This window comes from Streptomyces sp. NPDC002994 (assembly GCF_040611155.1).
Taxonomy (GTDB): domain Bacteria; phylum Actinomycetota; class Actinomycetes; order Streptomycetales; family Streptomycetaceae; genus Streptomyces.
The window spans coordinates 27,595-51,862 of the sequence record NZ_JBEXNQ010000003.1; the positions used below are offsets into that span (position 1 = coordinate 27,595).

Below are 24,268 nucleotides of genomic sequence, written 5' to 3' on the forward strand. Positions count from 1 at the left end.
CTGTATTTGGGCCCGAACGACAGGTCATCGAGGAAGTGTTTCCTCCATAAGCGCCGATCCGAAGTCATGAGAGCGTAGGTACGGCGCCGCCTTCCGCCCATTCGATCTCAACCCCCGGCAGGCCCCTGAGCCATCCGGCGGCCAGGTCGGCGAGTTGGGAGGCGTCCGGTGGGGTGTGGCCGAGGCCGATCGCGTAGCGGGCGGAGCCCGGTGTGGTCTCGAAGGGGCGGGGCCAGGCATGAGCGTCCGGAGAGCCGGCCTGTCCGAGAGTGGTGAGCAGTGCCCCGAGGCGGGCCCGGAAGCGTCCCAGGGCGACTTCGAGGTCCTCGAGGTCCTCGGGGTCCTCGGGGTCCTCGGAGGATTCGCCTCCTTTTGTTGTTCGTACGGTCACCACCGCCCAGGCCGCGTGACGCCGGTGGAGAGGCGGTGGCGAGAGGAGTTCGGTCCGGGCGTCACTGCCGGTCCGGGCCGCTGACTCCAGGCTCTCCCAAGCCTGGTAGAGCTCCTGGGCCAACAGGTCTCGTCCCCCGGGGCCGACCTGTTCGGTGCACAGCCGGACGGGCGCGGTTGGGGTCGTGATCGACACGGGTCGCCCAGGTCGCCCAGGTCGCGCGGGTGGGGTGGTGTGGGGAGCGAGACTCACCGGTTCGCGCCAGTCCCAGGCGGCCCACGTGGAGAAGAAGCGCCGGAGCAGGTCGGCGGCGGGAAGGTTCCCCGCTTCTCGGGCCGTTCGCGCCGCCAGTACGGTCCAGGCCAGGCCCGGCAGCCCGCCGAAGGGGGCCGAGTCCAGGCCGCGTGCCCGGGCCCAGGCCTTCACCTCCCTGGCCAGCCGGGCGAATGCGGCGAGGTTGCCGCGGGCCGCGGCGAGTACCGCTTCGGCGTCGCTGACGGCGCTCAGGGCGATCGCGGCCGCGTCACCGAGTTCGGTGCGGCGGGCCACCGCCTCGGCGGGGGCGAGGCTTCCGGCGGCGACGACCACCAGGTCGACTTCCAGGCTGTCGACGCGCAGCCGCAGGCCCTGTACCCCCGCGCCCGGCACTTGCCGTACCCCGGTGGCGCCGGGCAGCGCCGCGACGACCCGCGCCTGGATGTCCTCCATGTCGACGGTGCCCGGCAGAGCCGCCACCAGGTTCAGGTCCGCGCCGGCGAGGGCACAGCCCATGCGCCGCGATCCGGTGACGTACACGACTCCTTCGGCCAGTGCCTCACAGACGCGCCGCGCGACCAGCTCCGCTGTCCGCGGACCGGCGGCCTCTGCCGCCAGTTCCTCCGTGTGGGGTTCGGACAGCCACCGCACCTCGCCCGTGCCCAGGGCGATCGTCGCCCGTGGCCGCATTGGCTCACTGCCCCGGCGGGAGAGCAGGACAAGCTCGCCGACGTGCGCCGACGTGCTGCCCAGCCGGGCGGCACACTCGGTCGTGAGCCGGCGTGGCTCCCGGGTGCGTCCGAGGGACAGATGCGGAGTGAAGCGGCGCGCTCGGCCCCGGCAACGCGGGAACCGCTCCTCCAGCGCGCGCTGCAACTCCGTCCAGGGCGCCAGGGCGGACGCCGCCGGGTCGAGCCAGACGGTGGAGTAGTCCCGGTGCGTGAAGGCACGTACTCCCGCGAGGCGGGCGGTGAAAGGGGCGGTCTCGGCCGCTGCGGCCGAGAGCAGCGGGGCGGCCTGCTCGAAGTCGGACTCCGGCACGAAACCGAAGAGCAGGTTCACATGGGGTGGCCAGCGGCGGATCTGCGGGTCGTGTTCCTGGCGGATGTCCTGGATGGGCGGCCAGAGCTCCGGCGAGGGCATCCATGCCACCGCTGTGCGGGGCGTCGGCGTAACGTCGAATACTCCTGGGAGATCTGGGGCGGCGCGTACGGTCAAGTCCACCTCCACGCCGAAGTGGTCCGACACGAACTGGCCCTCCTCACTCGGCGACACGCCCCGCAGGACCGCCCGGGCCGGCCGCAGTGTTCCCCCCTCCCGCAGGAGCACCCGGTCCAGCCGGGCCGCCCGGCCGGACAGCGACGAGATCGCGGCCAGCGGGTTGACGCGCGGGTCGAAGGTGGGCGCCGCGTCACCGGGGCCGTGCACCTCGGTCCAGGCGTCGCTCAGACCCAGTACACCGGCCGGTCCGTCCCCCTGCTCGTTGAGGTCGCCCAGCAGGATCACATCGCCGCCGATCGCGGCCAGTCCCTCGGCGAGCCGGGCCAGTTCGGCCTCCCGCCGGACCGGTCCGTCGACGGAGTGGTCGCTGGACAGGTGAGTGGTCAGCAGCACCAGCGGCCCGGCGGCCGTCTCGACGGTGAGGGCCGCGACGGCCTTGTGCGGCCCGAGCTCGTGCCACGCCGCCTCGTGTACGGGCAGTCGGCTGAGCAGCAGCAGTCCGCTCTCGTACACGTCCTCGGTAACGGGGGCGGTGGACACGGTGTAGCCGTCGCGCACCCAGCGGGACCGCAGCAGCATGGCGAGCAGTTCGGTCTCGACCTCTTGCAGCGCGATGACGTCGGCATCGGCGTGTTCCAGGGCGGCCAGCAGCAGCGGCCTGCGCCGGGCGGTGTCGACGCGGTGGGCGTCGTACCGGTCCCACAGGGTGTTCCACGTCAGTACGCGCAGCCGCTCTGCCCGCGCTCCCGCCGATGCCCGGCCGCCGGCGCGGTCGCGGTCCGCGGGGCGCCAGGTGGCTGCTGACGGGTCCCATGTGCAGGGCGTTCCGGCCGTGAAGAACGGCCCCAGCAAACGACGCGGATACCGGGCCCGGCCGGCCTGTGCGGCGTTGATCCGGTCCACACCGGTTGCCCGGTCCCAGACCACCTCGCCGTCCGCTTCTACGAACACCACTCGGTGCCACGGGATGTCACCGCCCGGTACGAAGGAGGGCAGCGCCAGCCGCTCGGGTGCGGCCCCGCGTTGGCTGATCCCCAGCACGAACCGGGCCGGGTCGAACCGCGGGTCCCACAGGACCTGGTGGTAGATCTCCTCGCTCGTACGCATCACACCTCCGGACGTGGGTCCAAGGCCATGATCCCGCCATCGGCGGGGGCGATGCGCGCGGGCGGACGGCCGGGGCGTCAGGCGCCCTGCGGGTGGGCGTGGCGGGGCGAGGCGTCGCGGAGCAGCCGGACGAACCAGCCGAGCGCGAACGACTGGATGAGTACGGAGAGCGGCAGGGCGACGTACAGGAACCAGGCGGACTCGCTCACGGCCACTCCGGACAGGTCGCCGCCTATGAGGAAGGCGAAGATCGTCGGTGCGCTGAGGAGGAACAGCGACACCCCGGCGAAGGAGGCGTCCTCGTGGGTCACGAAGAGGGTGTCGACCGTGACGAACACCGCGGTCGCCGCGACCAGGCCGAGGTAGACCAGCGAGGCGGGATTGCGGAACGTCAGGCGGGCGATGGCGCGCAGCCGTCGAGTGGTCATGGTGGTCTCTCCGTCCGGTGTGGTTCCTCCAGGGTGCCCCCGCGCAGCCGGCCTCGCCTGAGTACGCCTACTCAGGTGGGCCCTCCCGACGACACGTTCCGCGCCGCGTACCCGAGCAGCGCGGCGACCGCGGCCAGCATCGCCACCGTCGTCAGCGCGACGGGCAGGGAGAACCAGTCGGCGAGGAACCCGATGACGGGCGGGCCGACGAGCATGCCGCCGTAACCGAGCGTGGACGCCGCCGCGACACCGCTCGGCCCGGCGAGCGCGCCTGCTCTGGCGACCGCCACGGGGAAGATGTTCGCGAGGCCGAGGCCGGTCACGGCGAAGCCGAGGAGCACGACCCAGGTCGCCGGTGCGAGCGCGCCGAGCAGCATGCCCGCGGCCGCGACGGACCCGCCCGCGACGAGAGTGCGGGTCTGGCCGAGCCGTTCGAGCAGCGCGGTGCCGCTGAGCCTGCCCACCGCCATGGCCAGCGCGAAGAGGGAGTACCCGGCCGCCGCGATACCCGGGTGGGCGTGGAGGTCCTCTTGGAGATGGAGGGTGCCCCACTCGGCGAGTGCCCCTTCGCCGTACGCCGTGCACAGCGCGATCACCCCGAAGAGCGCGACGGCCTTACGGGCCGTTCCCGAGAGCGGCCGCGGACCGTTCCCCGGTGCCTTCTCGGGGCGTTCTCGGGAACGCTCCGCGGCGGGCGCAGGGTGGCGCAGCAGCGCGGGACCGGCCACGGCGGTGACGACAAGCCCGATGCCCGTCAGGGCCAGCAGGTGGGTGGTGGCGGGAAGTTGCGCCGCCACCAGGCCGCCGAGGCCGGCCCCCGCCATGCCGCCAAGGCTGAAGGCGGCGTGGAAGCTGGGCATCACCGGGCGCCGCATGGCCCCGACCAGGTCGACCGCGGCGCTGTTCATCGCGACGTTGATCCCGCCGTACGAAGCGCCGAACACCAGCAGTACGAGGCCGAGCGCGAGCGTCGAGTGCGTCTGCGCGGGCAGCGCGATGCTCAGCGACAGCAGCACCCCGCAGCCCACCGTCACCGGGTGGCTGCCGAAGCGCCGGCACAGGCGCCCGGTGAGCATCATCGTGATCACCGCGCCCCCGGACACCCCCAGCAGGGCGAGGCCCAGGTCGCTCGCGGAGGCTCCGGTCTGCTCCTTGATGGCGGGGATGCGGACCACCCAGCCGGCGAAGAGGAAGCCGTCGAGGGCGAAGAACACGGTCAGGGCGGTACGGAGGCGGGACAGGGAGGTTGCGGCGCTGTTTGCGCCCGGGCCCCCCGGAACGGCCGTCCGTAGTTTGTTTAGGTGCGGCACAAACTCAGCATAGGGGCCGCCCCAGGATCCGTACAAGACGACAGGTGAGCGCCACGGACAACCGGAGCCGGACCCGGACGATCTTCACAGGCATGGGAGACTCGCCCCCATGAACGGGAAGGCGACCACTATCAAAACGAGGCTGGAGAGGGGCCGGAGCGCGCTCGGCCCCGCCCTGGAACTGGTGCACACAGGACGGGCCCCGACCCGCGCCGTCCTCACCGCCGAGCTCGGCGTCACCAGGGCCACCGCCGGAGCGGTCGCCGCCGAACTGGAGGCCCTGGGGCTGATCCAGGTCGACTCCCGGCCCGGCGCGGCGGCCGGATCACAGGGCCGCCCCTCACACCGGCTGGCCGTCAACGACTCGGGCCCCGTCGTCCTCGCCGCGCAGATCCACGCCGACGGCTACCGGGCGGCGCTCGTGGGCCTCGGCGGCCGGATCGTCGCGACCGCGCCCGGCCGCAAGACGGTGGCCCCCGACCCGGCGCAGGTCATCGGGTCGGTGGTCGAGGCCGGAGCCGTACTGCTGCGCGAGAGCGGCCGCCGTTGCGTGGGCGCCGGCCTCGCCGTGCCGTCCGCCGTGGCGGAGCCGGAGGGCACCGCCCTCAACCCGCTGCACCTCGCCTGGCCCGCCGGCTCCCCGGTCCGCGACATCTTCGCCGAGCAGGTACGCGCCGCAGGCCTCGCGGGCCCCGCCTTCGCGGGCAACGATGTCAACCTCGCCGCCCTCGCCGAGCACCGCCACGGCGCCGGCCGCGGCGCCCAGCACCTGCTCTGCGTCGCCACGGGCCACCGCGGCGTCGGCGGGGCGCTGGTCATCGACGGCCGCCTGCACACCGGCAGTTCGGGCCTCGCCCTCGAAGTGGGCCACCTCACGGTCAACCCCGACGGCCGCCCCTGCTACTGCGGCGGCCGCGGCTGCCTCGACGTCGAGACCGACCCGCTGGCCTTCCTCAACGCGGCCGGCCGAACCCCCGGCCCCGAGGTCTCGCTGCTCCAGCAGTCCCGCGAGCTGCTGCGCGGACAGTACGACGACCCGGCGATCCGCGGCGCGGGCGAAGAGCTGATCGACCGCCTGGGCCTCGGCCTCGCCGGACTCGTGAACATCCTCAACCCCGACCGCATCATCCTCGGCGGCCTCCACCGAGAACTGCTCGACGCCGACCCGGAGCGGCTGCGCGCCGTAGTGGCCGACCGCAGCCTGTGGGGGCGAAGCGGCGGCGTACCGATCCTGCCGTGCACGCTGGACCACAACAGCCTGGTCGGGGCGGCGGAGTTGGCATGGCAGCCGGTGCTCGACGACCCGCTCGCCGCGCTCGCGGGCTCCAAGGCAACCTCATGACCGAGCTCTACCCGCCCATCGAGCCGTACGACCAGGGCATGCTCGACGTCGGCCACGGGAACCTCGTCCACTGGGAGGTCTGCGGCAACCCCGCCGGCAAGCCCGCACTCGTCGTCCACGGCGGCCCGGGCTCCGGCTGCGGCCCTGGCGCACGCCGCTGTTTCGACCCGGAGCGCTACCGGACGGTCCTCTTCGAACCAGCGCGGATGCGGCCAAAGCACCCCGCACGCGAGCGACCCCGCCACCGACCTCACCCACAACACCACCCACCAGCTGATCCGCGACATGGAACAGCTGAGGGAGCACCTCGGGATCGACCGCTGGCTGCTCTTCGGCGGTTCCTGGGGATCCACGCTGATCCTCGCGTACGCCGAGAGCCACCCGGACCGCGTCTCGGAAATCGTCATCTCCGGTGTCACCACGACCCGCCGCTCCGAAATCGACTGGCTGTACCGGGGCATCGCACGGTTCTTTCCCGAGGCATGGCAGAAGTTCCGGTCGGGCGTTCCCGAGAACGACCGCGGCGGCGACATCGTCGCCGCGTACGCCCGCCTCGTGTCGGACCCTGACCCGGCCGTACGCGAGAAGGCAACGGCCGACTGGTGCACCTGGGAGGACGCCGTGCTCTCCCTCGAACCGAGCGGCAGCACCAACCCCTACAGCGACCGCCCCTCCGCCGCCCGCATCGCACTGGTGCGTATCGCCTCCCACTACTTCGCGCACGGCGCCTGGCTGGACGAGGGCCAACTGCTGCGCGACGCCGGACGCCTGGCCGGCATCCCGGGCGTACTGCTCCACGGCCGCCACGACCTGAGCAGCCCGCACGGCACCGCCTGGGAACTCGCGCAGGTCTGGCCGGACGCGGACCTCACCGTCGTCGACGACGCGGGGCACAAGGGCAGTGAGACGATGCGTGCACTCGTGCTCGGCGCACTCGACCGTTTCGCGAGCCGGCGGGTCAGCCGCTGAACCAGTCCGTCCCGAACGCGCGCGCCGCGTTCCGGTGAGAATGCGCTCCACGAGAGCTTCCTCCAGGGTCACTTCAAGGCGCGGACGCAACCGCCGAGCAGGTACGGCAGGCCAGGCGCCCCGGCCGCCGCCAGCTGCTCCGGGAGCTGCCAGTGCGTGGCGTGGTGCGCACGCGAGGGCGTCACACACCCAACGCGTTCGCGGGAAGGTCTCTGAGAACGGTGCATACGGAGCTCACCACTGTCTGCCCAGGTGGCGGGGTGGTGGGGCGAGGAGGGCGAGCAGGGCCGGACGCCGGCTTCGAAGGGAGCTGTCGAGCCGGAGGCGCGGGCCAGTACGTATCCGCCCTGCACGGTCGCGACGATCGTCGCCGCGCCGTCGGCGGGCTCGACACGGGCGCCGAACTCGCCCGCCGCGACGCCCTCTTCGACGATTCCGGCGAGCCGTCCGAACAGCCAGTCGAGGGCGTCGTCGGCGATGACGTCCGGGTCCATCGTCAGCCGCCCGACCGGGCAGCCGCGTAGTACGTCGCGCTCGCGCAGCAGGTACGCCGAGATTCGCTCGTACGCCGACCGTCGCCGCCCAGCACCGCCTCCGCCACGGTCCGCATCTCCTCGACCGTACGGCGGATCGCGGCCGGCGCGAGGTCGGGCTTGCCCCAGCCGGAAGCAGCCACCAAGGCCCTGCCTACTCCCCGCGTGGTACGCACACTGCCGCCGGCTGTACGACGACCAGACCCCCCTCCCGGAGCGACGCTCGTAGCACCGCACAACGAGACCACCGCACCGAGGAGCTGACCGAGATGAACACCCTGGCGCACGAAGGACCCGGCCCGTGGATTCTCTTCTTCCCTCTGATCTGGGCGGCCGTCGTCGTCGGCGTCGTCACCGTGCTGCGTCGCACTGGTGTGTGGCGCGGCGGACGGACCGGACGACGCGGCCCCTGGCAGGAGCGCGTGTCGCACAGCGAAAGCTCGCCGATCGCGATGCTCGGCCGCCGCTTCGCCTCCGGTGAGATCGACGAGGAGGAGTACTGGCGCAGGCTGTCCGTACTGGACGAGCAGTTCGGCCGCACCGCGTCCAAGGGCGGTGCCGCATGACCGGCACCGCCACCACCGCGGCGTTCGCCGCCGAGACCGCCGCCCGCGTCGTCGACGCCGTGAAGGTCTACGGCAGGGGTCGGCGACACCACCGTGCTGCGTACCCCCGACCCGGTGAAGGTGACGGTCGTCGGACTGGCCACCTTCGGCGGCGGGGACGGCATGGGCCAGGTCACCTACACCGGGATGACGCGGGCCGACGCCGAGAAGTACCTCACGCCCGAGCCGGGGGAGGCGTCGAGCATCCAGGTACGGGCGGGCCCCGGCACCAGCCAGCGGGAACTCGTGGACGCGCTGACGTCCGTACTCCCCGAAGGCACCGAAGCGATCACCGGTCAGGAGTTCACCGAGGAGAACCAGGACGCGATCTCCGGACGCCCTGCTGCGCGCACTCGGCGCGTTCCGCCGCCAGGTCGTCGGATCGACCCTCGCCGAAGCGAGCGTCGTCGCCGTGGTCGCGTCCGCGGCCGGACTGCTCGGCGGCATCGCCAACACCCTGACGCTCGCCGTCCACGAACGGACCAGGGGAGGTCGGCGTGCTGCGCGTCATGGTCCGCTGGGAGTCGGTGCTGGTCGCCGCCTTCGCAACGGCGGGCGGGCTCGCCCTCGGTGCCTTCCTCGGCTGGGTGCTCGTGAAGGCATCCGAAGGCGTGGGCGGCACCGCCTTCGCGTTCGCGCTGCCGCCGGTACAGCTGGCCGTGGTCGTACTGGTCGGACTCGCCGCAGGTGCGCCTGGACGTACTGCGCGCCATCGCTACGGAGTAGCGCCGTAGCGACAGCGCCCCTGCCGGCGGAAGCCGCCGTACCGGTCACCCCACTACGGCGGACCGGACGGCGGCCGGCGCGTGCGTGGCCGGGACGACTTCGTGACCGGTCCCGGCGTGCGTGAACGGTCCGTCAGTCGTGGCCCCGTACACGGGGCACGGCGGCAAAGCCGCGGCGGGAGCCGGCGTGGGCAGCGTGAACCACACGACCTTCCCGGCGTCGCCCTGCGGGCGTACACCCCAGCTTTCGCTGACCGCCTCGATGAGAGCGAGACCGCGCCCGCTCGTCTCGGACGCGCCGGCCTCACGGACCGTGGGCAGACGCGGATCGTGGTCGTGGACGGACACCGTCAGGCGGTCGAGCAGCAGCTCGATCTCCACGGTGCACATCTTGTCCGGCTCTGCGTGCCGGTGGACGTTGGTCAGCAATTCGGTGACGCCGAGCGCCGCCGGGTCTATCAAGGGATCCATATGCCAGTAGCGCAATTGCGCCGAGATGATTCTGCGGACCTGACCGATCCGCGACGGCAGGGCCTGGAGCTCCACCGTGCAGTGCCTGCTTGGCTCGCTGATCACGGCTGCGACTCCCCGAATAGGTCCGGAAGAAGACGAAGAACGGATCCAGCAGTGGCTGTCTGCTGTTTGGTCCGGCGGGGCTGGTTCGCAGCGTCACCGCCGTTGCACCCTGAGTGATGTGAGACAAGGGTCACCCAGGCCGTACGGCTCCGCAACTCGCATCTCATCAGTCCCGCGAGTCCTGTACGTCCCGAAGGCCGTACGCGTCCTGTGCGGCGCGGACCGCCTCCAGGAACCGCCCGGCCAGTTCCTCACCGTCCTTGGCGGCCCCGCGCTGCCCCATGGTGAGCCTGTACCGGGTGCCGTTGACCGTCGCCACCGTGCTGTCGTCCCCGGCGAACCACGGCTTCCCCGCGGTCACCGAACCCAGCGGCGCACTGTCGATCTCCCGCCCGTTGCTCGTCAGCAGGACCAGCCTGCCGTCCTGGACCAGCACCTGGCCGGCCTTGGTCAGTGAGCGGGGCCAACGCCCTATCCGTACGCCCGTAGCGCTGAACTCGGGCTCCGCCATTCCACTTCGCCCCCTTCGCGCTCGTGTCCACTTCGCGCGGGTGTCCACGTGGGCAGTCTGCACAAGGCCGGGCCCGCGCACCAGAGCCCCTCGACGATCGGGTGACGAGGCGCCGACCGTGCCCGCATCCGTACCAACTGGCCCCACAAGCGATCCCTATGGATGCCCAAAGTCAACGTTTGTGCAGGTGAGAGGCTTAGAGTGGCATCTGGGGACCGGACTTTCCGGGCAGCACCAGCTGCCCCGGGGGCGCTACGACGAGGAGTGGCCCGCATGAGCACCACTGACCAGCCACGTACCGGCAGCAACGCCATGGCGACGATCGACGTGGACCGCAGCGATCCGGAATACCGGGCGTGGCTGAAGGAAGCCGTCCGCAAGGTCCAGGCGGACGCCAACCGCTCCGCGGACACGCACCTGCTGCGCTTCCCGCTCCCCGAGGAGTGGGAGATCGACCTGTACCTCAAGGACGAGTCCACCCACCCGACCGGCAGCCTCAAACACCGGCTCGCGCGCTCGCTCTTCCTCTACGGCCTGTGCAACGGCTGGATCAGACCCGGAAAGCCCGTCATTGAGGCGTCCAGCGGCTCGACCGCCGTCTCGGAGGCGTACTTCGCGAAGCTGATCGGCGTGCCCTTCATCGCGGTGATGCCGCGCACCACCAGCCCCGAGAAGATCCGGCTGATCCAATTCCACGGCGGGCAGTGCCACTTCGTCGACGACTCGCGGAAGATGTACGAGGAGTCGGCCGCCCTCGCGGCCAGGACCGGCGGTCACTACATGGACCAGTTCACCTATGCGGAACGCGCCACCGACTGGCGCGGCAACAACAACATCGCCGAATCCGTCTACCAGCAGCTGCGGCTGGAGCGGTACCCGGAACCGGCCTGGATCGTCGCCACCGCCGGGACGGGCGGCACCTCCGCGACCATCGCGCGCTACGTCCATTACATGCAGCACGACACGCGCATCTGCGTACCCGACCCGGAGAACTCCTGTTTCTTTGACGGCTGGACCCGGGGCGACGCGGGCGCCACGAGCGACTGTGGTTCGCGCATCGAGGGCATCGGCAGGCCCCGCATGGAGCCGAGCTTCGTGCCCGGCGCCGTCGACCGGATGATGAAGGTGCCGGACGCGGCGAGCGTGGCGGCCGTGCGGGCGCTGGACGGAGCCATTGGCCGCAAGGCGGGCGGCTCCACCGGAACAGGCCTGTGGAGCGCTCTGAAGATCATCGCGGGGATGATCGCCGACGGGCAGAAGGGCAGCGTCGTCACGCTGCTCTGCGACCCGGGCGACCGCTATCTCGACAAGTACTACTCGGACGCCTGGCTCGCCGAACAGGGCCTGGACATCGCCCCGTACAGCGCTGAGATCGACCAGTTCCTGGCGACCGGCGAATGGCCCTGCTGAGTGCCGACGCCTGAGGCTTATGCGGCCGTGGACGCCAGCCGCCGGTCGAGGCTGCGCACGGCGTCGCGGAAGGCCCGCCCCAGGCCCGGCCGCGCCAGGCGCAGCGCCAGCCTGAGCGGCGCCGGCCCCGCCGCCGCGAACGTCCACCGCACCCGCGTGCCAGAACCCGCCGGTGCGAGCCGCCACTCTTCCAGAAGGGCCCGCATGCCCGGCGCGTTTGTTACGTCGACCCGGTACGCGTACCGCTCGCCGGGCTCCGCCGCCAGGATCGTCTCCTGGAAGCGGGTGCCGCCCTTCAGGCGTACCTCGCGCCCGGCGCCGCCCGCCGTGGGCCGGCACATCGTCACCGCACCGAACCAGGCGGGCCAGCCGCTCAGGTCCTCGGCGAGTGCCCGGTAGACGGCTTCGGGCGGCGCGGAGACCTCGGCCGCGAAGACCAGGCGCGTCGGAGCGGTCTCGACGAAGTCGAGTTCCACGGGGCGGAGTCGGCGTGCCATGGGACCTGTACCCCCAGCGGTTCGGTGATGGATCAGGCCCGCACACGGTAGCTGGCGTACCGTCAGATGTCTGCGGAGCCGGTGCCCTGGGCCTGGCCCTCGTCCTGGGCGGCCTCGTCCCGGGACTCGCCCGCGACCACCAGTCCCGGCAGATGCTCGGCCATCTCCTCACGGGCCTCGGCGGACAGCCCGCGGTCCGTCACCAGGGTGTCGACCTCTTCGAGCGTCGCGAAGGAACTCAGGCCCACCGTGCCCCACTTCGTGTGATCCGCGACCACGACCACCCGCCGCGCGGACCGCACCAGCCGCCGGTTCGTCTCCGCCTCCGCCAGGTTCGGCGTCGAGAGCCCCGCCTCGACCGAGATCCCGTGCACACCGAGGAACAGCACGTCGAAGTGGAGCGAGCGGATCGCCTGGTCGGCGACCGGACCGACCAGTGAATCGGACGGTGTCCGTACGCCTCCGGTGAGCACCACTGTGGCCGTTCCCGGGCGCGGTCCCTTTCCACCGCCCGCGCGCTGCGCACTGTGGAACACATCGGCCACCCGCACCGAGTTGGTCACCACCGTCAGATCCGGCACCTCCAGCAGATGCTGGGCCAGCGCGTACGTCGTCGTACCGCCGGACAGCGCGATCGCACTGCCGGGCACCGCCATCGCCGCGGCCGCCCGCGCGATGTCCTCCTTGGCGCTCAGCTCCAGGGCCGACTTCGCCTCGAAGCCCGGCTCGTGCGTACTCGCCTCGACCACCGGCACAGCGCCGCCGTGCACTTTTTCCACGACACCCTGCCGCGCCAGCGCGTCCAGGTCCCTGCGGACCGTCATGTCGGAGACATTGAGCTTCCTGGTCAGCTCTTGGACCCGGACACCACCGCGCCGCCTGACCTCATCGAGGATCAAGGCACGACGCTGCTCCGCGAGCAGGTTCTGACTCTCGGTCACGGGCGGTCCGGTCCCTTCGTTCCGTGGTACAGGCTGTGACGCTGTGACGCTGTGATGCTGTGATACATGGGGATTGCTCATCCTCGCACGGGTGCCCGACAGCCGTCCCCCGGGGAGATTCCGTGAGATTCCATCAGGAGGTTCGGCAAGAGCCGTGCCACGGCTGCCCAAGATCCGGGATCCTTGAGCGGCCGCGCCGTGCGCGGACGACGATCCTGCTGATCCTCCCACCACGAGAGCGAGCCACAGAAGTGCCCCCTGTCACACCGCCCGGCGGCGACGACGACGACGGCGGAGCCGCGCTCGAACTTCTGGTCCACGGTGTCGGCGGCACCACCCCCCAGGAGATGCTCGGCGATCCGCGTACGGTCCGGGTCACCGGCGACGAGACCGCCGCCGTGTACCGACGTACCGAAGACGCCGAAGCGGAGCTCCGCCCGGACCGGCCGGGCGACGACTCCCGCGACCGGCCGGTCCCCGAGGCGTACGTCTGGTGCAACCTGACCTCCGGCAACGGCGCCCGCGCCCTGTGGCTGCTCCTGCTGCCCTTCATGGTCGCCAACCTCGCCCACTGGATGCAGCCCACCACCCGCGGCCTCACCCGGACCGTGCGCGTGTACGGCGTGCTGGTGCGGCTCCTCGCACTCAGCCTCACCGTGCTGCTGATCGCCGCCGCCTGCGAGGTCGCGCTCGATCTCGCCGCCTGGCAGTGCGCGGGCTCGTCCCGCTGCTCCGGCGACAAGTCGTGGCTCGGGTTCCTGTCCACCGACCGCGGCGGCTGGTGGTCCCAGCCGGGCCGGCGCCTCGCCGTGGCCGCCCTCGTGCCCGCCGCGCTGACCGGCCTGCTCTGGTACCTGTCCAACCGCACCTGGAGCGCGTACGAGTCCCAGCGCCCCCTGCCCGCCGGCGCCGAGCCGGACCCCGACGAGCCGACCGCCCGCCCCGCCCTCGGGATGCCCGGCTTCTGGTACGGCCGCCGCCTCGTCGCCCGGCTGCGGGCCGCCCACACCGCCGCCGGCTTCCTCACCGTCGCCGCCGCGCTCGCCGGAGCGGGCGCCCGCTACGACCGCCGCGCCTCGGGCCCGTTCCTCGAAGCGACCGGCTGGCTGCTCGAACTCGCTCTGCTCGCCGGGGCCGCCGTGGTGGTCTGGGTGGTGTGCCGCAGGGGGCGCTGCGAAAGCCGCCTCGACGTGAAGCTCGACCGTGCGGTCGTCACCGTGCTGCCCGGCTCCGCGCTCGCCCTGCTGGCCCTGACGGTGCTGTACGCCGCCTGGTCCCGCCCCGAGTGGATCTCCACGGGCCGGCTCCCCGGCGACCGTACCTTCGGGATCATCGCCCTCACCCAGGGCGGCCTGATCGTCGCGCTCGCCGCCGTGGCGCTGGCCATGTACCGGCGGGCTCCCGACGCCCGTACGGCGATGCGCGGGCTCGGCGGTCCCGCCACCGCCATGCTCGCCTGCGCGCTCGGCGGCGTCATGACCGGCGGCGTCGCCCAGCGCGTCGCCGACTGGCTCGACGGAGCGGGCACCCCGGGGGAGCCGGGCGGCAGCATCGACGGGCCCCCGGTGCTGCTGACCTGGCAGGCGTCCGCCATCCCGCCCCTGCTGGTGGTCCTGCTGGCGGTGGGCGCGTTCTTCGCCGTACGCACCTGGCGTGGCCGGCGGGCGATGGCCGACGACATCGAGGCGGAGTACCCGGACGCCGAGCCCGACACCGTACGCACCCGCCGCATCGCCCGTATCCGCGCCATGGCCGCGCTCACCGACCGGGCACCGGCGATCCTCGGCGTCACCTCGGGCGCCACCCTGCTGCTGGGCGCCGGCGCGCTCCTCGGTGCCTGGGCGACGGGGAAGGTGCCGGGCCGGGCCGCGGCCGGCACCCCCGACTTCGTCGCGTCGGCGGCGCAGGCCGCGCAGGCACTCGGCTCGTGGCTGATCGGCGTCGGCTTCATACTCTTCGTCACCTGGGGCCGCCGCGCCTACCGCGACCCGGCCGCCCGCCGCACCATCGGCATCCTCTGGGACGTCGGCACCTTCTGGCCGCGCGCCGCGCATCCCTTCGCGCCGCCCTGCTACGCCGAACGCGCCGTTCCCGACCTGACGTGGCGGATGGCCAGCTGGACCGACCGTACGGGCGGACGGCTCGTCATCTCCGGCCACTCGCAGGGCAGTGTGCTGTCGGCGGCCGCCGTCTGGCAGCTGCCGCCGCGCACCAGACGCCGGGTCGCTCTGCTCACGTACGGATCACCCCTTGAGCGGCTGTACGGGCGCTGGTTCCCGGCGTTCTTCGGTACGTCCTGTCTCGAAGCCCTGAGCAACGAGCTGCACTGCTGGCGGAACCTGTGGCGCCGTACCGACCCCATCGGCGGGCCGGTGCGTGTGAAGGGCGGCCAGGGGCCCGATGTGGACCGCGCGGCGCTCAAGGACCCGCTCGCTTACGGACGTACCAGGGAACAGCCGTTGCCCGCTCCCGTGCTCGGTCATTCCGAGTATCAGGCTGATCCCGCGTTCGACCTGGAAAGGACCGCACTGCTCGACCGGCTGCCGCCGTGCGCGGTGCCCCGGCAGCGCCCCGACGCCCAGCTCGGTCAGGGAAGTTCTGGCAGGTCCTCGGGGTAGAGGAGAGTCAGGTCGTCCGTGTTCATCTCGGTGAGCTGGGCGACCCGGCCGGCGTGGCGCTCCACCATCGACTCGAAGGTCTGCCGCGCGGTACGGCCGTTGCCGAACGCGGGTCCCTTCGGCAGCACCGTGAAGTACTTCACCAGCGCTTCGGACGTTCCCGCAGCCAGCCGGTACTCGTGCTCCTCGGCCTGCTGCTCGACGATCCGCAGCAGCTCCTCCGGCTCGTAGTCGGAGAAAGTGATCGTGCGCGAGAAGCGCGAGGCCACGCCCGGGTTGACGTTCAGGAAGCGCTTCATCTCCGCCGTGTACCCGGCGACGATGACGACCACCGCCTCCCGGTGGTCCTCCATCAGCTTCACCAGCGTGTCGATGGCCTCCCGGCCGAAGTCGCGCCCCGAGTCCTCGGGGGACAGTGCGTACGCCTCGTCGATGAACAGCACACCGCCGCGCGCCCGGTCGAACGCCTCCTGGGTACGGATGGCGGTCGAGCCGATGTGCTCGCCGACCAGATCCACCCGGGACACCTCGACGAGATGACCGCGCTCCAGCACCGCCAGCGAGGCCAGGATCTCGCCGTACAGCCGCGCGACCGTGGTCTTGCCCGTGCCGGGGGATCCGGTGAAGACCAGATGACGTCGGGCCGAGGCGGCCTTCAGGCCGGCCTCCTGGCGGCGACGGCCGATCTCGATCATGTCGGTGAGAGCGCGCACCTCACGCTTGACGCTCTCCAGGCCCACCAGGGCGTCCAGTTCACCGAGCACGGCCTTCGGCGTACGGACCGGCTCCGCGTCCGGCACAGGGGCCGTCACGGGCTCTGTGGCGCGCTGTCCGGGGACCGCGCCGAGCAGCCCGGTGGTCTGCGTCGCGGTCAGCACGGCGGGGGCTTCCGGGACCGACGCGCGTACGCCGCTCTCGTCGCTCGTGCAGTCCTCGACGACCGGGCCGTCCTCGGCGAACTCGTAACCCCCGCGCGCGCAGCGCTCCGTACGGCAACGGGTCAGCGTCGTACGGCAGCCGTCGATCACATGGAAGCCGTAACCACTGCTGCCCGTCACCCGGCAGCCGTGGAACGTGCCGCGGCCCTCCGCCGAAACGTAGAAGCCCGCCTCGGCGGGCGACGTGACCGTACAGCGCTCTATGCGCGGGTCTGCGCCCTTGGTGACGATGACACCGGTCTGCGCCCCGTCGATGGTGCAGCCGGAGAGCGTTCCGCCGCTGCCGTGGTCACGGAACCACGCACCGGTCGACGCCTCGCGGATCCGGCAGTCGTCGAGCTGCGCGGTCGCGCCGTCGCTCACCGACACCGCCGTGTTGCGCACCTGGGACAGGTCACTGTCTATGACATCGACGCGCGAGCCCCGGTCGAGCACGAAGAGCGCGTCGGGAACGTCGTGCACCCGGCAGCCCTCCAGAACGGCCGTCGCGCCGTCGCTGATCCAGACGGCCGGATAGTCGCCCGTACTGTCGTGGATCTCGCACTGGTTGGCGTCCACGCGCGTACCGGGGTCCCACACGGACAGCCCGTTACGGCCGAAACGGCGCACCGAGGAACGCGTGAGCGTGAGCACCGCGCGCGAGCGCAGGTCGATCGCGTTCTCCGGGATGTCGTGGATGTCGCAGTCGGAGAGCGTCAGTACGGCGTCGGTGTCGAGGGTGACACCGTCGGCCGAAGTGCGGTGCACCGTGCAGTCGGTGAGATGGGCCGAGGCGCGGGCGGCGACCTGCACGCCGGAGCCCTTGACCTCGTACACCTCGCATCCGATGGCCTCCAGGCCGCTGCCCTCGCCGTTCACGGACAGGCCCGCCCCCGACGTGTGGTGGATACGGCAGCGCTCCAGACGCGGGTGCGCGCCGCCCCGCACCGACACACCGGACTGGCCGGCCGCGACCACCTCGCACTCCTCGAACAGCCCGCCCGCACCCTCCAGTACGCCGATGCCGACGCCAGCCGGGTTGTCGACGGTGCAGCGGCGCACGGTGGGCCGGGCACCGCCGCGCACCTCGATGCCGACGGCGGAACGCGTCACGATGCGCAGATCGACGAGCTCCGGGGTCCCGTCCTCGACGAGCAGGGCGGGGGAGGCCGTGTCCTGCCCCTCGATGTAGAGGTCCTGGACCACGGCGGAGGCACGCACGGTGAGCGCCACACCGTCCACGGGGGCGATCCGGACCGACCCGACCGTCCCCTCGGGCCCGCGCAGGGTCACGGCCCGTTCGACGACGAGATTCTCCCGGTACGTACCGGGGGCGACGGTGAGCACGTCACCGTCCCCGGCGGCCTCCAGGGCTGCGGCGAGGGACGCGTATTCACCTGTGCGGCGCCGCCACCGCGATGTGCCGGTGTGCGTCACCTGGACCGTGCCCTGTGCCATGGCGTTGCTGTGCCCCCACCTTGTACTGACGTGCTGACGATCTGGCCGCTCCACCGTAGCGCGCGCGGGGGAGCGGAGTTGACCGGTCAGCCGCGCCGGGGAGACTGTCTCAGCTGCCCGCGCCCGTACGTCCCCAGTCGGGACCGGCCTTGGCCCAGGCCTGGTCGAGACGGGCGTACCGACGCAGCATGAGCCGCCATACGACCAGGCGCCTGGCGCCCTCGAAGAGCGCGACCGTCGCCGCGGCCGCGCCGAGGCCGGCGATGGCCGCGTGGGTGGACGCCGTGGTGTTGTCCATGGGGCGGCCGACGACCTGGCCCTGTTCGTTCGTCCAGACCTGGAAGCGGTCGCCCGGGCGCCCGGTCCGCCGGGTGGTCGTCACCGTCCCGGTGTGCCGAGTGCCGTCGTAAGCCGTCCACTTGGCCACGACCTGGGTGCGCGTCGCCCGCTCCGACGCCATCTCGGGGTCGGGAATCACGGCCCGCTCCGGCGCGGCCCGGACGACGACCGCTGTCGTCGGGTGGCGCTGCTCGTGCTGGACGCGCACCGACTCTTGCAGTGCCGCCCGGGTGAGCGTGCCGCAGAGCCACCCCACGGCCGGGGCGGCGAGAGCGATCAGCAGTACGGCGGCGAAGGTCACCCACGCCTCGACGAGATCGGTGGTACGGCACAAGGGGCTGTGCCGCCGGCGCCACACTGCGACTGCCGTCCGCACCCTCCCGCACCCCCTTCCGCGTCCGTTTCGTGAACGCGTCCGATGCCTCGGCGAGTTCCCACGGTCACGGCGTCCTATTCGAGGATTTTCACCGGATCACCTACACGGATGGTTCCGGTGCCTTCCGGCACGAGATTCTGTCCGAAGAGCAGCTGGTCGCCCGAGCGCCGGTGCCTGGCGAGCGTACGCAACGGCTCCTTGCCGCGCTGCGCCGTCCGCTGGTTCGTGGTGGTGACGACACAACGGCCGCAGGGCTTGGCGACCCGGAAGGTGACGCCGCCTATCGCGATCCGCTTCCAGTCGTCCTCCGCCCAGGGAGCGGTGCCGTCCAGGACCGCGTTCGGCCGGAAGCGGTTCATCGGGAGCGGACTCTCGTCGGCGTGGTCGCCCTGCGCGATGAGCGAGTTGAGGGCGTCGAGCGAGGAGAGCGTGGTGACCAGCAGGGGATAGCCGTCGGCGAAGCTCACGGTCTCGCCGGGCTCGGCGTAATCGGGATCGATGGGACGGCGGCGGGCCGGGTCGTCGAGATGGACCAGACGCACCTCGGTGCCCAGATATTCGCTGAACCAGGCGTGCGCCCCCGCGTCCGCCTCGACCGCCTCCACCTTGTCCTTCCAGAGCTGAACATCCGTGGTTCCCGCGGACTCGGGCACGGCGACGCTCAGCGACTCGCGTCCGGGCGCGGACAGCCGTATCCCGCCGCCCGGCAGAGGGTCGGCACGCGTCAGCGCCAGGCTCGGCTGCGGGCGCTGGGTGACCACCTTGCCGACCGGGTCGACCAGCATCCATCTGCGGTCCCCGGCCGGCCCCCACGGCTCGATCTTCACTTCACCCGGCGCGCACCCTGCCGCCGACTTGACCGGATAGACGTGGACCGCATGGAGAAGTGGATTCGGCATGCGGCCAATCCTGCCAGCCGGGTCGGACAGCCGTGCTGCCGGTCAGTACCCCCGGCCCTGGTACTGGTGGTTGTACGGATCGTCGTACGGCGTGGCGGCGGGCACCGGACGGGGAGCCGCGGGGCGCATGGCCTCGTACCCGGTGGCGGCCGCCTGGCGGGGCTGCTGCTGTTGGTACTGCTGCGGACCCGGGTAGCCGCGCGGGCCCGCGGCCTGCTGCGGGATGTACGGCGCCGGAGCGTGCTGGAGCGGCGCCGGCTGGGGCGCGGCCTGCTGCGGGTAACCGTACGAAGGGGCGGGGGCGTAGTAGGAAGGCGCCGGAGGAAGCGCGGGAAGCGCCGCCGGGAGAGCCGGCAGATAGCTGTTTCCGGTGTCGTACGCGGCGGGCACCCGGATAGGAGCGATCTGGGGCGTGCCCCGTTCTGCGACGAGGGAGTCGTAGATCGGAGTGTCCGGGAAGGACGGGGCGGAGTAGTAACCGCCGCCGTAGGTGGCGCGGGGGGAGGTCATGGCACCTAAGTTAAGCGGAAGATGTTCTGGTTGGGGAGCCCGATAAGAGGGTTGTTTTACGAGTTGCGAGTGACGGCGGATCCCTAATCCGAGCGAACTTGGGAAAAACGGTCGCCGTGCGGGGTTGGGATCATGTAAGAGGCTCGCTGGCCATGGGTTACCCGAGGTCGCCGGGTGATCTTGAGCCCGGCGGATCCGTCGTGGCGGGCCTGTGGAAGGCGGGGGAATAGGTTGGCCGTACAGAAATCTCCAGAGACCCGCACTCGCGATGGGGGCGATCATGTCCATGCTTAAAGGAACCAATGTGCCGGTGCCGGCGCAGGCCGTGCGCGTCGAATTGGGATGGCGTTCAGGTCCCGGTGTACCGGACGTCGACGCTTCCGCCCTACTGCTGGTGTCGGGAAAGGTCCGTTCGGACGCGGACTTCGTCTTTTACAACCAGCCCGCGCACGCGTCGGGCGCGGTACGGCACGACGGGAAGACGCCCTCCGAAGACGGGGTGACGGACACGCTTTCCGTCGACCTCGCACAGGTGGAGGCCGCCGTGGAGACAGTGGTCCTGGCGGCCTCGGTGGACGGCGGCAACTTCGGGCGGGTGCCGGGTCTTTACGTACGGGTGCTGGACGCCGCTGACGGCACCGAGATCGCGCGCTTCGACAGCCAGGACGCGAGCGTCGAAACGGCCTTCGTCCTCGGTGAGCTCTACCGCCGACAGGGTGCGTGGAAGTTCCGCGCCGTGGGCCAGGGCTACGACAGCGGGCTCGAGGGGCTCGCCAGGGACTTCGGCATCAGCGTCGACGAGCCCCAGCAGCAGACGTCAGCCCCGGCAGCCGCGCCACCGGTGGCGGCTCCGGCCCCCGCACCCGCCGCTCCTGCGGCTCCCGTACGCCTCACGAAGATCACGCTCACGAAGGAAGCCCCGGCCGTCTCGCTCACCAAGCAGGGCGGCACCTCGGGCATGATGCGCGTGAACCTCAACTGGGAGATGCGCAAACAGTTCAAGGGCTGGGGTGCCAAGCTCGGCAGGGCCGTCGCCATGCACGGTGACCTCGACCTCGACCTGTGCGCCCTCTACGAACTCACCGACGGCCGCAAGGGCGTCGTCCAGGCGCTCGGCAACGCCTTCGGTTCGCTGCAGCAGCCGCCGTACATCCATCTCGACGGTGACGACCGCACCGGATCCGTGAGCACCGGCGAGAACCTGACCATCAACCTCGACCACAAGGACAAGCTCCGCCGCGTCGTCATCTTCGTGGCTGTCTACGAAGGGGCCCGTTCCTTCGCCGACCTGCACGCCACGGTCACGCTCACGCCTCAGAACGGTGCCCCCATCGACTTCTCGCTCGACGAGTGCACCGTGCCCTCCACCGTCGCCGCGCTCGCCCTCATCACCAACGAGGGCGGCGATCTGACCGTGCGGCGCGAAGCGCGCTATCTCGTACCGGAGCGCGGTGTCAGCCCGCAGCGGACCATCGACCACGCCTACGGGTGGGGCATGAACTGGTCCCCCGGCAGGAAGTGACCGTCCGGTGGCCGGCTCAGCGTTCCGGCGCGGCTTCAGGGCGGGCGTACGTACGCCCCTTCCAGGCCGCGCCGCGCCCCCGGTAATGCTGCACGGCGGAATCGACGGTCATCAGTAGATAGAGGACAGCCGTGAACGGCAGCAGCAACGCGAGCCACAGCGGCTGCCGGTAGTAGCGCAGTACGGGAAGGTACGTAGCGGTCATTACCGCCCAAGCCAGGCCGCCCGACCACGCCGCCACACCGTCAACCGACAGCACACCGGCGCAGAGAGTGAGCGGGGGCGCGAGATACACCAGCGCGAGCCCCGCGACCGTTCCCGCGAGCAGCAACGGACTGTGCATCAGTTGTGCGTACGCGCTGCGCGAGACCATCCGCCACAGATCGCCGAGCCGCGGATACGGGCGCACGCTGTCCACTCGCTCGGCGAGCCCCAGCCAGATCCTGCCCCCACTGCGCTGCACCGCTCCGGCCAGTGACACGTCGTCGATCACCGCCTGCCGGATCGAATCGGGCACGCGCGCGCGTGCCGCTGCCTCAGTCCGCAGCAGCACACAGCCACCCGCGGCCGCCGCGGTCCGTGCCCCCGCCTTGTTGACCCACCGGAACGGATAGAGCTGCGCGAAGAAGTACACGAACGCGGGAACGACGAGTCGCTCCCATGCGGTGACGACGCGCAACCGCGCCATCTGGGAGACGAGGTCGAGTCCGTTGGTACGGGCCGCGGCCACCAGTTCGCGCAGACTGCCGGGAGCGTGCGCGATGTCGGCGTCGGTGAGGAGCAGGAACTCGGGTTCGCGTCGCTCGTGTGCATGCCCGCGCGCGCGGGCTTGCGCGATGCCGTGCCGCAGGGCCCAGAGTTTCCCGGTCCAGCCCGGCTCCGGTTCGCCGGGGGACACCACGGTCAGCGGGAGCCCGCCGTGCAGGCCGGCCAGCTCCCGCGCCAGTGCGCCCGTACCGTCCTCGCTGCCGTCGTCGACCAGAATGATCTCCGCGCGGCCCGGATAGTCCTGTGCGAGGAGCGACGGCAGGCTCAGGGGAAGCACCTCCGCCTCGTCGCGCGCCGGGACGACCACGGCGACATCCGGCCATACGTCCGGCTCCTCGCGGCGCGGCAAGCGCTGGTCCGTACGCCAGAAGAACCCCTGGCCCAGCAGCAGCCACACCCACGCGGCCAGCGATCCCACGGCAATCCACGCAATGGCGCTCATCCGTCGCAGTCTGCCCCACCCCGGGGGCCGCGCGAGGGCGGTCGACTATGGTGACCGGGTGAAGATCGCGCTCATGGACTCCGGAATCGGCCTGCTGCCGACGGCCGCCGCCGTACGCCGGCTGCGGCCCGACGCCGATCTGGTCCTCTCCTCCGACCCCGACAGCATGCCCTGGGGACCGCGTACGCCTGCCGATATCGCCGAGCACGCGCTCGCCGTGGCACGGGCCGCCGCCGCGCACCGGCCCGACGCGCTGATCGTGGCCTGCAACACCGCTTCCGTGCACGCCCTGCCCGCGCTCCGCGCGGCGCTCGAGCCGGGCATCCCGGTCATCGGTACCGTGCCCGCGATCAAGCCGGCCGCCGCCGGCGGCGGGTCCGTCGCCATCTGGGCCACGCCCGCCACCACGGGCAGCCCGTACCAGCGCGACCTCATCCGTGACTTCGCCGACGGCGCCGCCGTCACCGAAGTGCCCTGCCCCGGTCTCGCCGACGCCCTGCAGTGGGCCGACGAGGAGGGCATCGACCGGGCCATCGCCGCGGCCGCCGCCCTTACTCCGCGCGATGTAAGGGCCGTCGTCCTGGGCTGCACCCATTACGAACTGGTCGCCGAGCGCATCCGCGCCGCCGTTCAGCCGCACGGACTGCCGCCTGTGGTACTCCACGGTTCCGCCGACGCCGTGGCCGCCCAGGCACTGCGCCGCATCGGCGCTGCGCCCGCCCCCGCGGCCACACCCGGCGGCTGCCTCACCGTGCTGCTCGGCGGTCAGGACTCCGCGCTGCCCGGCGCCGCGCTCGCGTACGCCGAGGGCCGCCTGCTCGACACGGTCGACGCCGCGAGCTGACACGGCGGGGCTGGCAGAGGCCCGACTCGGCGCTGCCGCGAACGCGGAACGTGAGTACGCTGCTACGCATGAGGGACCACCCCCACGGGGGGCGTACCACGGAGCCCCTTCCCGTGATCTGGACCGGACGCGCGACCAACCGCGCACAGTGGCTGCTCGCGGCCGTCGGCGGCGGCTGCCTCGCACTCGGTATCAAACTGGCCGTCGACTCGACCTGGACTTCCGGCCTCGCCCCGCTGGTGATGTCGGTCGTGGGATGCCTGGCCGCAGGCCTGCTCATCCTCTTCGGGACGCTGGCTTTCGTACACGTGGCGGTCAAGGTCGACAGCGACGCCTTCGAGGTGCGCTGCGGTCACATGGGCCTGCCGCGCCGCCGCATCCTGCTCGCGCACGTGGTGCGCGCGGAGTTCGCACCAAGAGTCACGCCACGACAGTGGGGCGGCTGGGGCTACCGCTGGCGCCCGGAGAAAGGGATGGCCGTGATCGTCCGCAGAGGCGAGGGAGTCGTCCTGCGCCTCGGTGACGGGCGGATCTTCACGGTGACCGTCGACGACGCGGAGACGGCGGTACGGATCATCCGCGCCCGCCTGCACGCGGCGGCGACCGGCAGGTCCGCCGAAAGCTGATCCACGCGGCTGCCCCAGCCCCCGTGTCCTCAATCGCCGGACGGGCTCAATTTTTCGCCGGGACTTCGCCCCTGCCGGGCGAAACCCAGCCCGTTTTGAGGACCGGGGTCCGCGGCGGAGCCCCGCAC

General features: G+C 71.8%; 20 protein-coding genes and 3 pseudogenes. 10 read left to right on the forward strand and 13 right to left on the reverse strand.

Going from position 1 to position 24,268, the window contains the following annotated elements; genetic code table 11:
• Positions 1-64: 64 nt before the first annotated feature.
• The 3 genes from ABZX79_RS03960 to ABZX79_RS03970 all read right to left on the reverse strand — a co-directional run bounded on the left by ABZX79_RS03960 (position 65) and on the right by ABZX79_RS03970 (position 4,712).
• Complete coding sequence (locus ABZX79_RS03960; RefSeq protein WP_355251165.1) at positions 65-2,974, reverse strand: poly(A) polymerase; 2,910 nt, start codon at positions 2,972-2,974, stop codon at positions 65-67.
• A gap of 77 nt (positions 2,975-3,051) precedes the next feature.
• Complete coding sequence (locus ABZX79_RS03965) at positions 3,052-3,402, reverse strand: hypothetical protein (protein ID WP_355251168.1); 351 nt, start codon at positions 3,400-3,402, stop codon at positions 3,052-3,054.
• Between the two features lie 71 nt (positions 3,403-3,473).
• Positions 3,474-4,712 (reverse strand): MFS transporter, encoded by a 1,239-nt coding sequence (locus ABZX79_RS03970; RefSeq protein ID WP_355251171.1) that lies wholly within the window; start codon positions 4,710-4,712, stop codon positions 3,474-3,476.
• A gap of 109 nt (positions 4,713-4,821) precedes the next feature.
• Here ABZX79_RS03970 and ABZX79_RS03975 point away from each other — a divergent pair, with 109 nt between their 5' ends.
• Positions 4,822-6,054 (forward strand): ROK family protein, encoded by a 1,233-nt coding sequence (locus ABZX79_RS03975; RefSeq protein ID WP_355251174.1) that lies wholly within the window; start codon positions 4,822-4,824, stop codon positions 6,052-6,054.
• Positions 6,051-7,023: pseudogene (pip, locus tag ABZX79_RS03980) on the forward strand (prolyl aminopeptidase). Before ABZX79_RS03975 ends, pip begins: the two are co-directional and overlap by 4 nt.
• A gap of 267 nt (positions 7,024-7,290) precedes the next feature.
• Here the strand turns inward: pip and ABZX79_RS03985 are convergent.
• Positions 7,291-7,804 (reverse strand): annotated as a pseudogene (locus tag ABZX79_RS03985) (hypothetical protein); the annotation flags it as partial.
• A 21-nt stretch (positions 7,805-7,825) separates the two neighbouring features.
• Here ABZX79_RS03985 and ABZX79_RS03990 point away from each other — a divergent pair.
• The 3 genes and pseudogenes from ABZX79_RS03990 to ABZX79_RS04000 all read left to right on the forward strand — a co-directional run bounded on the left by ABZX79_RS03990 (position 7,826) and on the right by ABZX79_RS04000 (position 8,895).
• The gene (locus ABZX79_RS03990) at positions 7,826-8,122 is read left to right on the forward strand and encodes an SHOCT domain-containing protein (protein ID WP_355251177.1); all 297 of its coding nucleotides are present in this window, start codon (positions 7,826-7,828) and stop codon (positions 8,120-8,122) included.
• Between the two features lie 78 nt (positions 8,123-8,200).
• Positions 8,201-8,609, forward strand: a pseudogene (locus tag ABZX79_RS03995) (ABC transporter substrate-binding protein); the annotation flags it as partial.
• 49 nt (positions 8,610-8,658) lie between these two features.
• The gene (locus ABZX79_RS04000; protein WP_355251180.1) at positions 8,659-8,895 is read left to right on the forward strand and encodes a hypothetical protein; all 237 of its coding nucleotides are present in this window, start codon (positions 8,659-8,661) and stop codon (positions 8,893-8,895) included.
• Positions 8,896-8,931: 36 nt separating this feature from the next.
• On the opposite strand, the gene ABZX79_RS04005 is transcribed toward ABZX79_RS04000, so the two are convergent.
• Positions 8,932-9,462, reverse strand: coding sequence for an ATP-binding protein (locus ABZX79_RS04005; protein WP_355251183.1), 531 nt, complete (start codon positions 9,460-9,462; stop codon positions 8,932-8,934).
• A gap of 166 nt (positions 9,463-9,628) precedes the next feature.
• Positions 9,629-9,973, reverse strand: a complete 345-nt coding sequence (locus ABZX79_RS04010; RefSeq protein WP_355251186.1) for a hypothetical protein — start codon at positions 9,971-9,973, stop codon at positions 9,629-9,631.
• A gap of 273 nt (positions 9,974-10,246) precedes the next feature.
• Between ABZX79_RS04010 and ABZX79_RS04015 the strand changes: the two genes are divergently transcribed.
• Positions 10,247-11,383 carry a PLP-dependent cysteine synthase family protein gene (locus ABZX79_RS04015; protein ID WP_355251189.1) on the forward strand — a complete coding sequence of 379 codons (1,137 nt, stop codon included), beginning with the start codon at positions 10,247-10,249 and terminating at the stop codon, positions 11,381-11,383.
• Between the two features lie 17 nt (positions 11,384-11,400).
• Here the strand turns inward: ABZX79_RS04015 and ABZX79_RS04020 are convergent, their stop codons facing one another.
• Together ABZX79_RS04020 and ABZX79_RS04025 are read right to left on the reverse strand one after the other, a co-directional pair.
• On the reverse strand, positions 11,401-11,880 hold the full coding sequence (locus ABZX79_RS04020; protein WP_355251192.1) for an SRPBCC family protein: 480 nt from the start codon (positions 11,878-11,880) through the stop codon (positions 11,401-11,403).
• 62 nt (positions 11,881-11,942) lie between these two features.
• Positions 11,943-12,821, reverse strand: a complete 879-nt coding sequence (locus tag ABZX79_RS04025; RefSeq protein ID WP_355251195.1) for a DeoR/GlpR family DNA-binding transcription regulator — start codon at positions 12,819-12,821, stop codon at positions 11,943-11,945.
• A gap of 251 nt (positions 12,822-13,072) precedes the next feature.
• Here ABZX79_RS04025 and ABZX79_RS04030 point away from each other — a divergent pair, with 251 nt between their 5' ends.
• The gene (locus tag ABZX79_RS04030) at positions 13,073-15,439 is read left to right on the forward strand and encodes a hypothetical protein (RefSeq protein WP_355251198.1); all 2,367 of its coding nucleotides are present in this window, start codon (positions 13,073-13,075) and stop codon (positions 15,437-15,439) included.
• On the opposite strand, the gene ABZX79_RS04035 is transcribed toward ABZX79_RS04030, so the two are convergent.
• The 4 genes from ABZX79_RS04035 to ABZX79_RS04050 all read right to left on the reverse strand — a co-directional run bounded on the left by ABZX79_RS04035 (position 15,409) and on the right by ABZX79_RS04050 (position 19,938).
• Positions 15,409-17,814, reverse strand: coding sequence for a right-handed parallel beta-helix repeat-containing protein (locus tag ABZX79_RS04035; protein WP_355251202.1), 2,406 nt, complete (start codon positions 17,812-17,814; stop codon positions 15,409-15,411). The genes ABZX79_RS04030 and ABZX79_RS04035 overlap by 31 nt on opposite strands.
• A gap of 109 nt (positions 17,815-17,923) precedes the next feature.
• Positions 17,924-18,529, reverse strand: a complete 606-nt coding sequence (locus tag ABZX79_RS04040; RefSeq protein WP_355251205.1) for a hypothetical protein — start codon at positions 18,527-18,529, stop codon at positions 17,924-17,926.
• A 74-nt stretch (positions 18,530-18,603) separates the two neighbouring features.
• The gene (locus ABZX79_RS04045; RefSeq protein WP_355251208.1) at positions 18,604-19,428 is read right to left on the reverse strand and encodes an MOSC N-terminal beta barrel domain-containing protein; all 825 of its coding nucleotides are present in this window, start codon (positions 19,426-19,428) and stop codon (positions 18,604-18,606) included.
• A 42-nt stretch (positions 19,429-19,470) separates the two neighbouring features.
• Complete coding sequence (locus ABZX79_RS04050) at positions 19,471-19,938, reverse strand: DUF6643 family protein (protein WP_355251211.1); 468 nt, start codon at positions 19,936-19,938, stop codon at positions 19,471-19,473.
• A 280-nt stretch (positions 19,939-20,218) separates the two neighbouring features.
• Between ABZX79_RS04050 and ABZX79_RS04055 the strand changes: the two genes are divergently transcribed.
• A complete protein-coding gene (locus ABZX79_RS04055; protein ID WP_355251214.1) occupies positions 20,219-21,460 on the forward strand; it encodes a TerD family protein in 1,242 nt (413 codons plus the stop codon).
• A gap of 16 nt (positions 21,461-21,476) precedes the next feature.
• Here ABZX79_RS04055 and ABZX79_RS04060 read toward each other — a convergent pair whose 3' ends face one another.
• Positions 21,477-22,670: a glycosyltransferase gene (locus ABZX79_RS04060; RefSeq protein WP_355251217.1), complete on the reverse strand. Its 1,194-nt coding sequence runs from the start codon at positions 22,668-22,670 to the stop codon at positions 21,477-21,479.
• A gap of 58 nt (positions 22,671-22,728) precedes the next feature.
• On the opposite strand from ABZX79_RS04060, the gene ABZX79_RS04065 reads away from it, so the two are divergent.
• Together ABZX79_RS04065 and ABZX79_RS04070 are read left to right on the forward strand one after the other, a co-directional pair.
• Positions 22,729-23,514: an aspartate/glutamate racemase family protein gene (locus tag ABZX79_RS04065; protein WP_355251220.1), complete on the forward strand. Its 786-nt coding sequence runs from the start codon at positions 22,729-22,731 to the stop codon at positions 23,512-23,514.
• 68 nt (positions 23,515-23,582) lie between these two features.
• Complete coding sequence (locus tag ABZX79_RS04070) at positions 23,583-24,140, forward strand: hypothetical protein (RefSeq protein WP_355251223.1); 558 nt, start codon at positions 23,583-23,585, stop codon at positions 24,138-24,140.
• The last annotated feature ends 128 nt before the right edge of the window (positions 24,141-24,268 follow it).

What these genes read in the sequence shown, in the direction of transcription:
- ABZX79_RS03960 (WP_355251165.1), bottom strand. Translation starts at nt 2,974, where the DNA reads ATGCGTACGAGCGAGGAGATCTACCACCAGGTCCTGTGGGACCCGCGG.
- ABZX79_RS03965 (WP_355251168.1), bottom strand. Translation starts at nt 3,402, where the DNA reads ATGACCACTCGACGGCTGCGCGCCATCGCCCGCCTGACGTTCCGCAAT.
- ABZX79_RS03975 (WP_355251174.1), top strand. Translation starts at nt 4,822, where the DNA reads ATGAACGGGAAGGCGACCACTATCAAAACGAGGCTGGAGAGGGGCCGG.
- ABZX79_RS03990 (WP_355251177.1), top strand. Translation starts at nt 7,826, where the DNA reads ATGAACACCCTGGCGCACGAAGGACCCGGCCCGTGGATTCTCTTCTTC.
- ABZX79_RS04010 (WP_355251186.1), bottom strand. Translation starts at nt 9,973, where the DNA reads ATGGCGGAGCCCGAGTTCAGCGCTACGGGCGTACGGATAGGGCGTTGG.
- ABZX79_RS04015 (WP_355251189.1), top strand. Translation starts at nt 10,247, where the DNA reads ATGAGCACCACTGACCAGCCACGTACCGGCAGCAACGCCATGGCGACG.
- ABZX79_RS04020 (WP_355251192.1), bottom strand. Translation starts at nt 11,880, where the DNA reads ATGGCACGCCGACTCCGCCCCGTGGAACTCGACTTCGTCGAGACCGCT.
- ABZX79_RS04035 (WP_355251202.1), bottom strand. Translation starts at nt 17,814, where the DNA reads ATGGCACAGGGCACGGTCCAGGTGACGCACACCGGCACATCGCGGTGG.
- ABZX79_RS04045 (WP_355251208.1), bottom strand. Translation starts at nt 19,428, where the DNA reads ATGCCGAATCCACTTCTCCATGCGGTCCACGTCTATCCGGTCAAGTCG.
- ABZX79_RS04050 (WP_355251211.1), bottom strand. Translation starts at nt 19,938, where the DNA reads ATGACCTCCCCCCGCGCCACCTACGGCGGCGGTTACTACTCCGCCCCG.
- ABZX79_RS04055 (WP_355251214.1), top strand. Translation starts at nt 20,219, where the DNA reads ATGTCCATGCTTAAAGGAACCAATGTGCCGGTGCCGGCGCAGGCCGTG.
- ABZX79_RS04060 (WP_355251217.1), bottom strand. Translation starts at nt 22,670, where the DNA reads ATGAGCGCCATTGCGTGGATTGCCGTGGGATCGCTGGCCGCGTGGGTG.
- ABZX79_RS04070 (WP_355251223.1), top strand. Translation starts at nt 23,583, where the DNA reads ATGAGGGACCACCCCCACGGGGGGCGTACCACGGAGCCCCTTCCCGTG.